This is a genomic window from Sphingobacterium sp. 1.A.4 (assembly GCF_002734245.1).
GTDB classification, from domain to species: Bacteria; Bacteroidota; Bacteroidia; order Sphingobacteriales; family Sphingobacteriaceae; genus Sphingobacterium; species Sphingobacterium tenebrionis.
In genome coordinates this window covers 91,895-105,202 of the sequence record NZ_PEAZ01000052.1, presented here as the reverse complement: position 1 = coordinate 105,202, position 13,308 = coordinate 91,895, and the positions used below count along the sequence as shown (strand labels likewise).

General features: G+C 37.7%; 12 protein-coding genes. 4 read left to right on the top strand and 8 right to left on the bottom strand.

Annotated elements, in window-relative coordinates:
• Positions 1-497: 497 nt before the first annotated feature.
• From CRJ00_RS08600 to CRJ00_RS08585, 4 genes are read right to left on the bottom strand one after another with little or no spacing between them, the layout of a single operon-like run.
• Entirely contained in the window at positions 498-1,109 is a 612-nt protein-coding gene (locus CRJ00_RS08600) for a response regulator (protein ID WP_099366466.1), read from the bottom strand.
• A complete protein-coding gene (locus tag CRJ00_RS08595; protein ID WP_099366465.1) occupies positions 1,102-1,509 on the bottom strand; it encodes a sensor histidine kinase in 408 nt (135 codons plus the stop codon). Before CRJ00_RS08595 ends, CRJ00_RS08600 begins: the two co-directional genes overlap by 8 nt.
• Entirely contained in the window at positions 1,460-2,665 is a 1,206-nt protein-coding gene (locus tag CRJ00_RS08590; protein WP_373560869.1) for an ATP-binding protein, read from the bottom strand. The genes CRJ00_RS08595 and CRJ00_RS08590 overlap by 50 nt, the downstream gene beginning before the upstream one ends.
• Positions 2,666-2,713: 48 nt before the next feature.
• Positions 2,714-3,037 carry a hypothetical protein gene (locus CRJ00_RS08585; protein ID WP_180268456.1) on the bottom strand — a complete coding sequence of 108 codons (324 nt, stop codon included), beginning with the start codon at positions 3,035-3,037 and terminating at the stop codon, positions 2,714-2,716.
• Positions 3,038-3,311: 274 nt separating this feature from the next.
• Here CRJ00_RS08585 and CRJ00_RS08580 point away from each other — a divergent pair, with 274 nt between their 5' ends.
• The 3 genes from CRJ00_RS08580 to CRJ00_RS08570 are packed head-to-tail and all read left to right on the top strand — an operon-like array spanning position 3,312 to position 5,439.
• Complete coding sequence (locus tag CRJ00_RS08580; protein WP_099366462.1) at positions 3,312-4,067, top strand: carboxypeptidase-like regulatory domain-containing protein; 756 nt, start codon at positions 3,312-3,314, stop codon at positions 4,065-4,067.
• 26 nt (positions 4,068-4,093) lie between these two features.
• Positions 4,094-4,897, top strand: coding sequence for a hypothetical protein (locus tag CRJ00_RS08575; protein ID WP_144038132.1), 804 nt, complete (start codon positions 4,094-4,096; stop codon positions 4,895-4,897).
• A gap of 2 nt (positions 4,898-4,899) precedes the next feature.
• The gene (locus tag CRJ00_RS08570) at positions 4,900-5,439 is read left to right on the top strand and encodes a hypothetical protein (RefSeq protein ID WP_099366460.1); all 540 of its coding nucleotides are present in this window, start codon (positions 4,900-4,902) and stop codon (positions 5,437-5,439) included.
• A 519-nt stretch (positions 5,440-5,958) separates the two neighbouring features.
• On the opposite strand, the gene CRJ00_RS08560 is transcribed toward CRJ00_RS08570, so the two are convergent.
• Genes CRJ00_RS08560 through CRJ00_RS08545 form a run of 4 tightly spaced genes read right to left on the bottom strand, consistent with a single transcriptional unit; the run spans position 5,959 to position 11,633 of the window.
• Positions 5,959-7,470, bottom strand: coding sequence for a DUF7017 domain-containing protein (locus tag CRJ00_RS08560; RefSeq protein WP_099366458.1), 1,512 nt, complete (start codon positions 7,468-7,470; stop codon positions 5,959-5,961).
• Complete coding sequence (locus CRJ00_RS08555; protein WP_099366457.1) at positions 7,460-9,598, bottom strand: AAA family ATPase; 2,139 nt, start codon at positions 9,596-9,598, stop codon at positions 7,460-7,462. The genes CRJ00_RS08560 and CRJ00_RS08555 overlap by 11 nt, the downstream gene beginning before the upstream one ends.
• A gap of 53 nt (positions 9,599-9,651) precedes the next feature.
• Positions 9,652-10,440, bottom strand: a complete 789-nt coding sequence (locus CRJ00_RS08550) for a hypothetical protein (RefSeq protein ID WP_099366456.1) — start codon at positions 10,438-10,440, stop codon at positions 9,652-9,654.
• Positions 10,441-10,442: 2 nt separating this feature from the next.
• The gene (locus tag CRJ00_RS08545; protein WP_099366455.1) at positions 10,443-11,633 is read right to left on the bottom strand and encodes a reverse transcriptase family protein; all 1,191 of its coding nucleotides are present in this window, start codon (positions 11,631-11,633) and stop codon (positions 10,443-10,445) included.
• Positions 11,634-12,079: 446 nt separating this feature from the next.
• Here CRJ00_RS08545 and CRJ00_RS08540 point away from each other — a divergent pair, with 446 nt between their 5' ends.
• Positions 12,080-13,084: a helix-turn-helix transcriptional regulator gene (locus tag CRJ00_RS08540; RefSeq protein ID WP_099366454.1), complete on the top strand. Its 1,005-nt coding sequence runs from the start codon at positions 12,080-12,082 to the stop codon at positions 13,082-13,084.
• Positions 13,085-13,308 lie beyond the last annotated feature (224 nt).

Genomic DNA, 13,308 nt, shown 5'->3' with positions numbered 1-13,308 from the left:
AGCTTGCTAAAACCGTTTAACTTTTGAAACGTTGTTAACCTTATAGAAAGTTTTAATCAAAATATGAGTTGGTTATTTTGATTAACATTTATTATCCATTTTCTCCAAGTGGTTTTTAGGATAAGCCTTCAAAATATGTTTGATGTTAGGTCAGAATCGTGGTTTAAGCATGTTTAAAGCAAGGCTAAAGTAATGGAATAGTATGTAAAGCATACATTTTACATACTTTTATGTTACTTTCAGTATGCTTTTACTCCGAAGCTAACATTTCAACGGAAAGTCATGTTTGAAATAGCCAAGGCATAAATAATAGGACAGTTTGGCGAAAATACAAAGGGTTTTATCGCTAAACATATTGAATTCTATGTCAAGCGATATGCGAATGGTAATCTTATTTAGTTTAAGTAAATTCCCTTCTGCTTCCGACGGAAATTCGAATTTGAAAGGGTGCTAAATACTAAGGATGGGGATAGTTAGGTTACTGATTTCCCATCTTTTCAGATCAATTTCTTTTCTAAGGCGACCCGCACCAGTACCGCCGTGTTCTTCGCGTCCAACTTCAACAGCAGATTTTTTCGGTAGCTTTTAATAGTTTCGGGACTTAAGAAAATTCGGTCAGCTATTTCGCTGTTTGTCAATCCTTCGGCAATCAGTTTCAACATTTCACGTTCGCGTTGGCTCAACCATAGTTGGGTTTCCTTTGGTTTTTTCATCAACACATCCACTTCATGGCATAGAAAAACTTGTCCTTTGGCCACTTCTTGAATGCCGGTTAATACCTCTTCAGTCATCGCATTTTTGACCAGGTATCCAGAGGCACCGTTTTCTAGCATTTGTCTGACCACGCTATATTCATTATGGGTGGTAAGGGCCATGATTTGAAGGTCAGGATATCGCTGTTTAAGTTCTTTACAGAAATCAACACCATTCAAATCTGGAAGTCCGACATCAAGCAAGAGCACATCCGGTTTCCAATGACCGATGGAATCCATGCATGCAGCAGCATTGTGCGCTATGAAGACGACACTTGCCAGTCCAGATTCTTCAATTATGGCACTAAGTCCCTCAGTTAGGATCTTATGGTCATCTACTATAGCTACTTTAATCATGATCTACATTATTTTGCAGTTCCAATTCAACATGAACCTCTGTTCCTTCCACAGAAGAATAAATATGCAATTTTCCTTGAAAGGCTTCCACTCGTTGTCGAATATTCCGCAAACCCATCCCTTCTGCTACTTGTTGTTGATCAAAGCCTTTTCCATCGTCATGAACGGTAAAGGATATCCGGTTTGACTCCTGTACCAATTGCACATTGATATGCGAAGCTACAGCATGTTTTAGCGAATTGTTGACGAGTTCATGGATACACCGATAAACCATGATTTCCATTTTACTGGGCAATCGAGCTTCATCGCCGAAATAATGGAAATCTGCGATCGGTATGGCAGCACAAAAATCAGATAGAGATACTTTTAGTCCATAACGTAATAAGGATTCGGGCATCATGTGATGAGCTACCCCTACGAAGTTCTTGAATGGAGTCGTCCAACATCCCTAAAGCGGTCTGCAATCGAGTAACATCCATTGCCTCCAATATCGCATCGCCGTTCATCTGTGGAAGATTCATCTTTACCGCGGAGAGCATTCCCCCTAGGCCATCATGTAAATCCTTTGCCAGGCGAGATCTTTCTGCGGCTTCGCCATCTAGGGTGGCTTGTACAGCCACCAATTGCTTCTCCTGTTCGAGTCTGTGACTTTCTTCTTCGGCCAATTTACGTTTACTTACAGCCAATCGATAGCGAATATAGGCAAATGCCAAGGCCACTAAAAGACCGCCAGCTATGGCCACACCTAGCCAGATATAAAGTTGTCGTTGTTTTTCCAATGCGTTTATCTGTAATTCTTTTTTTTCTGTTTCATATTTGGCTTCCAGGTTGGAGATTGATCCTTGATATTCATCAGTCGCTAATTGCTGTATGGAGGCGGTATATTCATCCAAGTATTTTGCTGACTGTTCAAAATTGCCCAAATACATGTTGTTTCGGACTTGGTTCAACAGTGCATTGTGTTTAATCTCCAGATTAGTAGAGTCTTTTGATTTTGCCGCTAGGGCAAGCGTTTCGCTTTCTTGATACTTTTTTTGATGATACCGGACATTGGATAAATTTACATAGAGTTGGGCGAGGAGATTGGGGTAATTAACCTCTTTGGCCAAAACAAGGCCCTGCTCTGTATAATAGGGTGCCTGCTGGTAATTACCAGATTCCTGATAGCAGCGTCCCAAAATGTAGAGGGCAACTGCTTCACTATATTTATTTCCCAATTGATGATAAATATCTGCTGCACGACTGGCATATGCTATCGCTTTAGGCATATCAGTCTCCTGATAGATGTTAGTCAAGGCAATAGCTACAGAACCAAGCGCTTCCTTATCATTGCTTTTAATGGCTATGGCTTCGGACTCTTTGAGGTATTTTTCGGCCTTTTCAAAATTCCTCAATTGTAAATAGACATGCGAGATGTTTCCCAGCACCATACCTCTACCTACGTCGTGACCTTCTTTTTCAAATAATTGTAAAGCCTTCAGGTATTCTTTGAGCGCTTCAGCATGCATGTCCTGCATTTTATAAATAGTTCCCTTGTTCATGTGTGCATTTGCCAATGGCGTGAGGCTGGGCAACTCATTTGCCGGTTCAAAGGCGAGATCTTGTTAATAGTGGACCGAATCATACTGGGTTAGGTAGAAATAGGACATCGCCGTATGGCTATAAAGAATGGAAAGCCACTTCTTGTGATCCTGTTTTTTCGCAAGTGCTATACCTTTTTTTCCAAATTCAATTCCTGAGGCAGCATCATGTTCCCAGGTGATGTAGAGGAGTGCATCGTACAATTCAAGCTGTTTTTCTACTGTAATATTCTTCTTTTCCAATTCCCTTTTTAAGGAATCTACCATTCTTGCTTGTGCTGTTGCCTTCATGCTCATTCCTAGCATCAGCACCAATAACATATAGCACATGATTAATGGTCGGAGCAAATCCCTGTATAAATGCTTTAAGATCATAACGGTTCATTATCAGGTTAATACTGATACAAAGATAGGTATAAGAGCTTTGGATAAAAACCCCCTTTGGGGGGTAAGATAGAAAATCAGGATGGTCTAATTTTGAGATGAAAATAAACCTTAACAGAAAAAATTATGAGAACACATTCTCTCTTGGTAGTCAGATCCGAAAAAAAGAAATAGTTCTTCTACTAGAACGATAGTAACATTCGAAAATTAACAGAATTGAAAATAAAATAAAACGATTATGAAAATGACAATTGGAAAAGCAATTTGGACAGCTATATCCTTGGTACTATTTGCCTGTTGTGATAAAGCTGACACAGGCGAAGGTACTGCTGGACCAGAAAAAGGCTATGCCACTGGCAAGGTAACAGATTCAAAAGGTGAACCCCTTTCAGACGTTCGTATTCTTTTAGACAATACCATGTTGTATGCATCCTATATTCATGGTACGACAGATAAGTCGGGAACTTACCGCATAAAGTCTCTCCCAGGTTCTTGGCGGGCTTTTGCCTATATAGACAAGCAATATAATGGAAAAGTCTACACGATGGAGCTTTTTCCGGATGGAACCGATGCTTTCAATGAGGAGGGTGCAGTACGCAATTTTTCCTGGAAGCTGGAAGGAGATATGCCCTGGGAAGCGGAAGCTTATTATGGCGGAACCGTCATGCTAACGACCGATTATGGTTTTTACGAAGATGAGAAGGACATGGAGATTACGCTGAAACCTACAGGTCCGCTGATCGATGGATCAACAGGAAAAACGATTGTCTTAAAATTTGGCGATAAAAAATGGACCCAACGAAGTGAGCTTTGGGATATACCCATAGGAAGGTATAAGGTTACTGCCAAATTGAAAAAAGACGGAAAAACAACCGACCTTAAAATTGAAGACTGGTATAAAAGGGAAGGAGCAGTAAACGAATTTCAACTTGATTTTATACCAAAACCTGGAAACGGAGTCGATAATTCTGCTTCCATTGTTATTGGCTATTAATATTAAAAAATAAAAAAAAAGTGAACATGAAAACAATAATGAAAAGCAACATTTGGATTTTTTTTATCGCAGTGACTATGATGTCCTGCTCCAAGGGTGAAGATTGCGACCCCAATGATGAGCAAAGCCCGTGTTATTCAGGGATAGTCCAAGGCAATCAGCTATTACTTGTCGAGGAGAAAGTGAACGGGGTGACTGACATTTCCTTTTTATATAATGAAGAAAATCAAATAACTACATACCGGATCCATCCAAAGGATGGAGTTGGGGAAAGTACAGCAGTTTTCACCTATAACGATAAGGGAAATATGATATCAGCAACCCATAACCATGCTGGAAAACATGTTTATCGGGAAGATTATGCCTATGGAACTGATGATAAACCGGTTTCCGGAACTTGGACCTATCCAAATGGGGTGGTGAACCTACATTTTGAATATACGAACAATATGGTATTAGAAAAGATTTCAGCCTTGAATGGTCAAGGGCATGCCCTCAATAAATATACATTTGATAGTAAAGGTGAAAATCTCTTAAGGACTGAATTAAATACAGATGGTACATTGTTAAGCATTATGGAATTTAGCGATTTTGATGACAAGAATTATCGGATGACAGGGTTTCCCTGGAAATGGAAAACTTATTCAATCAATAATGCCAAGAGCCAAAAGTTGACGGGTGGGGGTGTTGCAGGAACCTCGATCTTCTTAGATCATATCTGGAAATATACCTACAACGATTCCGGATATCCTACTAAGGCAGAAATCTACGATAGAGCAACCAATAAGCTGGTGGAAACTAGGGAGTATATCTATAAAAAAGCAAACTAAATATGAAAAGACTAACCATTATTATTACGGTTCTATTGGCCGCGCTTAAAGTCCAAGGCCAACAATTTAAAAAAGGAACAACAGCTATAAATGCTGGTTTCGGACTTGGAACCGCCTTAGGAGGACTGGGAAAGGCACGTCCAGCTTTAAGTCTATCACTTGATTATGGCATGTGGGACATGAATGGCCCTGGGGTAATTTCTCTTGGTGCATATGTAGGTAACACAGCGTACAAATACAATAGCGGAAATTATACCTCAAAATGGAATTACTTGATCACTGGAATTCGAGGTGCTTACCATTATAATGGTTTTACTTCTGCACCAAAATTGGATGTATATGGTGGATTGATGTTGGGTTTTAATATCGTGAGCTACTCCTCAGATGGAGATGGTTTAGATGTGGCAGACAATTACAGTAGCGGAATGGGATTAAGCGGATTTTTGGGTAGCCGATATTTTTTCAGTGAGAAATTAGGCGCCTTCGCAGAATTGGGATATGGTGTATCTGTACTCAATGTAGGAATTACGTATAAATTTTAATCCGGCCTATACGTTTCGCCTTCGGTCTTAATACTAAATACTCACTACTTTATACTAAAAATGCTCAGCTTTCGCTGAGCATTTCTCTGTAGCCCGTAGGGGAATCGAACCTACTTTCTATCAATCTATTTATCAGTATTTTACAAACTTCCCTTTTTCCAACTCACCGAATCACTCACTGGTTTGACATACGTTTTAGCTGCAATTGCTATAATGCTAAGATACAAAATTTCTGTGATGTAGGAATGAAATATTAACGGTTTGCGGCTATGCGCCGGGCGGGGCATTTTACCACTGAACTTCATACGAAGAACTGAACTTTAAATTTACCACTTTCCTGTCCTACGAAGCACGAAACCCCTGCTTGCGTATAGGTGATGTTGTGCCTTCGTTGTTCTTTTTCGTCCGTTTGTTTGTCGGTCGTTTTGGTCGCGGGTTGGGACAGACACACTCTTTGCCAAGCTTGGGTTTTAGCGTAGGCTTGAGCGGCTTGGCAATGTGTGTGGCTGTGAGGGTTGGCTATTTGATTTCTATTGCTTTCCATCCCCATTCATTTTTCTTTTTATTGAATGATAGTATCGCTCTTCCCTTTACCTGCTGTCCATCAGTTAGCTTGCTTTCTTCTATAATTTTGGGTTCAACAAAGATGTCTTCTATAAAACCAAAGTTTTGTGGAGAAATTACCTTTATTGTTCCTTCAAAATCTTTCATTGCATCAGATGCCACATTAGAGTCAGCTTTTTTAGCAGAAAGGATTTTATAAAAACCATCTTGTCCGTCTCCATTAAAACGTACTTTTAAAAGGTCGCCAATTTGTGGTTTCGTCAAATTGCCTGAGTAATTGAAAAATCCAAATTTCCGCTTATCCTTCACAAAATTCAGCATACTCTTATTTTCGTTCACAAATTCAACTGCGATGAGTTCTTCGGGGATCTCCTGAAACAATATTTCCTCTGCTTGCTTGATGTGGCTTGAATACAAATCTTGGTTATCCTTTTTAGCTATGGCAGATTTATACCACTCTTGTTCTGTCCATTGCACTATTTGATTCGGCAACTTCCATTCGTGTTTCTCTCTTGTTGCTATAACTTTTTGTATTTCCGTTTTGGCTTCATTGTACATTTTTTTTTCAATGAGCATTTCAGAAAAAGTCTGTCTTAACTTAACTAAAAAGTCTTCGGGGGTTTTTAAGCTCAGGGCTTTGCAATAACAAGCAAACTGAATGTCTTTATCTTCTAAAAATATTTCTGCCATCAGTTCCCACACCCAAAAGTCATTTCTCTTTTGCTTGGCAAAAGGTATAAATGCAGATAGAACATTTTCATCACTACCTGATGCCAAAAGGAGCTTAGCCTTGAAATAGGGCGGATATTGATAGTCAGGATGTTTATCTATCAAAGCATCAAGTTTTGGCAAGAAATATTGGATCTTTTCCTTGTCAATCACTCTTTGTTGTCCAATAGGATCTTGAGGTTCTCCTTCTAAAAGCTTCTTGGAATAAGCAATGTATGCCTGTTCGGCAATAGACATTATTTTTTTGCCATTGAATTCCTCTTTTAAATAGTCTTCGGCACGCAGGTTATCGAAATTCCACCAGTCAGCAAAAGTTAGATAGCTTGACCAGTTTTGATAGCCTTTGTGAAAGGCTTTGTAAATAAAGGAATACGCCTCAGATGGCTTAGTGAAATGAAAGTTCCTGATAATTTCAAATAACTCATTGATTTTGAAATAATCAATATGTTCTGTTTTCTGTAAGCCAAAAACCAAACTACCGATTTGCCAAGCACAATTGTCAAAGACCATTTTCTCATCTTCGGGTAATTGCAGATTTTTAATCTTTTTGAGATTTTCCTTAAAGGCTTCAAATGATTCTGGCTGGGCATTTTTTTTGAGATGATAATAATACACCCACGCAGCAGCACGTTTGTTCCAAATGTTTTCAGGGTCTGACTCCAATTCGGCATTTACAATTTGTAACGCTTCTTCTAATTGATCAGCTTTGCACAATTCTGTAACATCTTTAATTGACATAAGACTCTAAATTTGATATAATTAATTTTAGCTTTTCATCATCATCTTCTCCAATTTTTTTTGGCATAGCAGAAGTTAATTGTTTTTTGCCATTGTAATAAAATTGAATATATGAACATACAGAATCTGTAATGAAGTAATAGGTTACATCATAGTTTCCAGTTTTGACTACATTCGTGAGGGTGCTATTACTTTCATCGCAGGCTTGTAACACATAAGAATGTAATTCTTTCAGAAAATACTCAGCAGGATTCCAATCAATCAAGTAATGCCTTTCATAAGGAGCGTTAAAGATTGTCTCTAATTCTGTTGCATCAGGTAATTCAAGTTTACTCGTTGCTTTGAAGGCTTGGGTAAAGTATCCGGCACCATTGTGATGCCCATCCAACTCTATAATCTCGTTTTTTTCGTTATTAATAAAATACCTTTCTAAAAATCCATTTACAGGCGAGAATACATTTTCAATTTTAAAATTTGTATTTTCCAGTTTTTCAGAAATTTCCCAATACTTTAAACTTTTGCATTTGTGTGCATTGCTATTATGAAAAGGAGAATCTTTGACACCAAGATAAGAAATTGCATTTTTAGGAAAATGACCAATTTGGCCTATAGGACTAAAGTTTAATTGGCTAAACACACCGAAGTTTGGTGCATTTAAACAAATTACTGACTCTCTCGCCCTGGTAGTAGCTGTATAGCACCATTTTAAGGGTTCTGTTTTTAAACTTACTCTACCGCTATAATCAACAAAAACTTTTTCCCATTCACCACCTTGTGATTTATGACACGTAATGCTGTAGCCATACTTAATTTTAAGAGCATTAAAAAATGGGTCAGACTTTAGAGTGTTTTTAAACTCCTCACTTCCTATTTTATAACTATGTAGCCCTTTTTCTTTTCGTTCTTTTTGCTTCTCATTAAAGCGGATTAAAAAATTGATGTACACGGCTTTCATTTCATCTATACTCAAGTCCCTATTCACAGAGTTCAGTAAGTCGTAATGTATTAAGCATGAAATATCTTCTGAAAAATGTGGAAGACGAATTTTAATCCACTTGAACCTTAATGAAATAATTATTCTTTCCTTCTTTCCATTTTTATCTATCATTACTGGAGCTGATTGACTTATTGTGTCTGGATTAACTTCCACAACTTGTGCTAAATCTCCATTGAATAATTCAGTGCAATAGGTATGGTAGTTATTATTGTTGATGAGAATAATATCACCAACCACCAGATCCTTTTGATTGGGAAATAGCTTTTCCCTAATAGCTATATTGTTATGAAAACATTGACCATTCGAATACGCAATAATTACCCCATCGCCAACTTTTTTAGTGGGAAAGGAATCTGCGAAATGTTCATAAAAATCATTGGGATTGGATTGAACAAAACTTTCTGCATCGTAATCAAACTTTAATTCATTACGTTTTTCAGAAAAAATCAGGTTTCTTATTTTTTCAGCGTTTTTTAGTATTAAGTTATCTTTTTGTCGAACCACCTCCCTTAATTCAGCTGTTTTAGTACTTAAATTAAGGTCACGACTAAAATAATCAGGGTCAAGAGCAAGTGATTTGTTATCACCTACCGGTGGTAGCTGTGCAGGGTCACCAACAAATATGAGCTTGTTATTGCTGGTTGAAATTTTAGCATATGTTAGAAGGTCATTGAGCAAAAAACCTGTGCCGAATGTAAACAATTCATGCTTAGATTCTTTACTTGAAACCATAGACGCTTCGTCAATGATGAGAATGTTTTGATCTTCACTACTTTGATTGATAGGAAAAACATAATGGTAAGATTGTTCTTCCACAAGTTCATTTTCTGCTTCAATGGCATCCAACCTTTCAAAGTTGTAAATGCCACGGTGAATCGTGGTGGCTTCTTTATTTGTTTTTTCTCTGATGACTTTGGCGGCTCTACCAGTAGGAGCCATTAATTGGTATTTCTTTTCCAAAGATTGCAGATATTCAACAAAACCCTTCAACAAGGTTGTTTTACCACTTCCAGCATATCCCTGTAGAATAAACACCCGCTCATCGCTTACTAAAAAATCGTGAAGTTTTTCCAACGCATTGCGTTGGTAGTTAGTAAGATTGATATGCTGGAAATGGTCAAAAATATTCATGGCTATTATTCTTTCATGCAAAGTTTGTTTTATCTGTGCGGTGTATCTGCATTTTATCGTATGTTTTTTATTCCGTTTACAACATCAAAAAGTACTTTATGATAAAAACTGTAGTTTTTATCGAAATCATTAAATATACTTTGGAGCTTATTTTTTTCATCTTCATTTAATGTTCCTCTATGACTGCCTTTGTTTCTTAAAAAGTAGATGTCATCTATATTAAATTTGTTTACTGAATAATTGAAGTAATGCATTAGAAATACAGATTTTGTGTTGAAACTGACTTTTGATAATTCCACTGGAGAGTAGACCCTTAATTCTTTATTAAAAGAATAGAAAGACTTGAAAATATCGTAATCATAGGACTTAGCACGTTCACTCCATTTGAATGGCACTTTGGAATAAAAATCTTTATTTGAATGGATCAATTCATGCACGTTTAATTCAGAAAGAGAATAATTATATATGTTTTCTAATTGTAAGGAAAGTCTTCGTCCAAATTCCACGATATCTTCATTTTTTAATGCGATTTTCATCGCTTTAAAGTCTTTAATAAGTTCTTTTCTGAGATTATCTTCTACAATATCCTTGTAAAACTCTTTACCATAGTTCAGTGCCTTTTTATCAACGAAACTTAAATAAGCCTTTATTCTACCAACGTCAGATTCTGTAATGCTTTGAAATTTATCAAGTCCAGAGGTATTGGCTCCGTTTTGGAAAAAGCTATTGACTATTTCAAGGTTGAAAGACTCAAAAAACCAAGCATACTCATTTTGCCCTTGCAATTGTGTTAGCAAGGTTTTTGTAAACTCTATGAATTTTCTCAAGTCTTCTTCGTTCATATTTATTGATTTTTGAATTTACTATAAAGGTTCATGGCTTTATTGAGTCCTTTGTTTACCAATGTATTTAAAACAGAATTAAGGTCAATCTTGGATTGATCCTTTGTTTCTTTCAATCCAGTCAATTTATCAAACCTCACCTTCAACCCCTTATAAGTCCCATCCTCAATTCCTTTCACCATTTTCAAAAATTCCAATTTCCCGTCAAGCACATTCACCAAATGGGCATTGATGTTTTTTACCTGGCTTTTATCGGCAATGTAATCCCGTTTAAAAATCTGTTCCGCTTTTTCATAGCCGTACTTTTCCCAATAGTATAGCCACATGCGGATTTGCTTCACATATCTCCTGCGGACATTTACCTTGTAGTTTACAATCAATCCTGTTGCTTCCTGGCGATACCCTGCTTTTTGTAAACGTGTTTTCTTCGGGTTGATAATCAGTTTTTGGTCTTCTTCAATAATTCGCTTTAGCTCCTTGTTGAATTCTTCATCCGTATAGATGTTGTGCGGTGACGAAAATGTAATATCGTCAGCGTACCTTGTATACGTTGCACCAAATCGGTTGGCAAGTCCGGTAAGTCTGCGGTCAAGCTTTTTGCAAAGAATGTTGGTTAAAGTCGGAGATGTCGGGCTACCTTGTGGGAGAACAGTTTTTTCCTCTCCATCAATTTTAAAAGGATGGGTACAAAGACTTGCCAACAGAAATGCTAACGGTTCTTTGTCTCCATTCAGGTTAAAAGGCTCATAGATGAAGCCCATCTTCACTCTGTATCTGTCGAAAGTGTGAAAGAAGTCTTTTAAGTCCATATTCAACACGTAATGATGCCCCACGTGCTTTTTGGCATTGTCAACAATTGACTTTTCCAAAATAAAACCTGTTGCTGCTTCATGTGGCTCATATACGCATTGAAGCACAAAGTTTAGAGAGCGAAGGATAGATTTTAACCCTTTCACGGGTGCATTGATGGTTCTGTCTGCACCCGACTTTTTCTTGATGGTAAAAGTCTGATAACGCTTTTTACAAAGGGTAGGATTAGCGTAATAGGTCAATGATTTTAATTGAACTGGCTTGCATTCCTCACCATACAGCATGTTTTTAGCGTCACTTAATAGTTTTACTAATTCCTCCTTGCTTTGCAGTTCTGCAAATTGCTTCCGTATTTGGTCGATATGTGCCTGTTCAATTTTCATGTCTAAAGTTTTGAACGACTTTGAAAACACCTGCCGGATACTCTTTTTGTATGAATATTTCAATCATTACAACTGAAATCAATACCTATTCATCACTAATAATTACATCAATAACAACTTCATATTATTGATAGTGAAATCAATAACCGCTGTTAAAAAAATGCCTAAGTGACATTCATCCCAACCAGAGGTTGGGAGAAGATGCCGATCATTGTCTCAAACCGAAATCTGAGACCAGCACCCACGAATCAATATCTTGTGGCAAGTGTTTCAAAGAACTTCTGCAAAAGTATAATGCTTCTGTGCACTCAATCTGCACGGTAAAGATACAGATAAAAATAAGTTACAAAAGCGTATTTTGTATTCCCATTCATTACATTGCTCATTCAGGGAATAAAAGTATCTTTGTGCTGGGCATTCAACCTGCACTTAAAAGTCTTTAAGCTATGTCTGTCAACAAAAATGCACTTATCCGCTATCAAGTCTTAGACCGTTGCTTTCGCAACACGGGTAGGATGTATTTTTGGGAAGACCTACTCGAAGAATGCAATAAAGCATTGATTGATTTTGACCCAAACAGCGAAGGAATACAAAGAAGGCAACTGTTTGATGACATCCGTTTCATGGAAAGTGATGTAGGCTGGTCAATTCCGCTCGGCAGAATTCGTCACGGTCGAAAAGTATTTTATCGATATGAAGATTTATCTTTTTCAATCAGCAATCAACCTTTAAATGATTCGGAAGCCGAACAAATAAAGTCAGCCCTTCAAATTTTTTCTCGTTTCTCTGGCACACCTCAGTTTGAGTGGGTCAATGAAATGATTCCAATGCTCGAATCTAAGTTTGGCTTAATTGAGCGTAAAAGTGAAATCATCAGCTTTGAGAGCAATATTGACCTTAAAGGTCTTCATTTTTTAACTCCACTGTTCAATGCCATAGTTAATGAGCGCGTTTTACTCGTTCAATACAAGGATTTTAAAAGTTCTGAACCATACGAGATTACTTTTCATCCATACTATTTAAAGCAGTATAACAATAGGTGGTTTGTCTATGGTCTCAATGCAGACAATCAGGTTCCGAATTGGAATCTTGCCTTAGACCGAATTGAGTCATTGTCTGAAACTGCCCAGAAATACAAACAGTCAGAAACCGATTGGGAAGAGTACTTTTTCGATTTGGTTGGTGTTACCCGCCCCGAAAGTGGAATCTTACAGGAAATCGTCTTGAAGTTTTCTCCTGAAGTTGCTCCCTATGTCATTACAAAGCCTATTCATCCAAGTCAAAAGCACAAGAATGACCCAACTGGTCTTGAGGTCAAAATCAAAGTCATTCCAAATTTTGAGTTGGAACGATTGATTCTTTCTTTCGGAGAACAAGTCACAGTAAGTTCTCCACAGGATTTCAAAGAACGTATTTCTCAGCGTCTAAAGTCAGCTGGTCGTCTTTATTAAGCGTTGGCAAAAAAATGGCTCTTTTGGTTTTTTGAGCGTTGGCTCGTGTGTCGGAAAAAACCAAATGTGCCATTTTGCGGGTTGGCTTTTTTGTCGTCTGTCTGTTCGTTAAATTTTGCACTGTCGTCTGTTCTTTAGGGTTGCAGCTAACGTGCCGCGTATTGGCGATGGGCGGGATTTTTAGCACTGAAGTTCAATCGAAGAACAGAAGTTGAGTTTTGCAC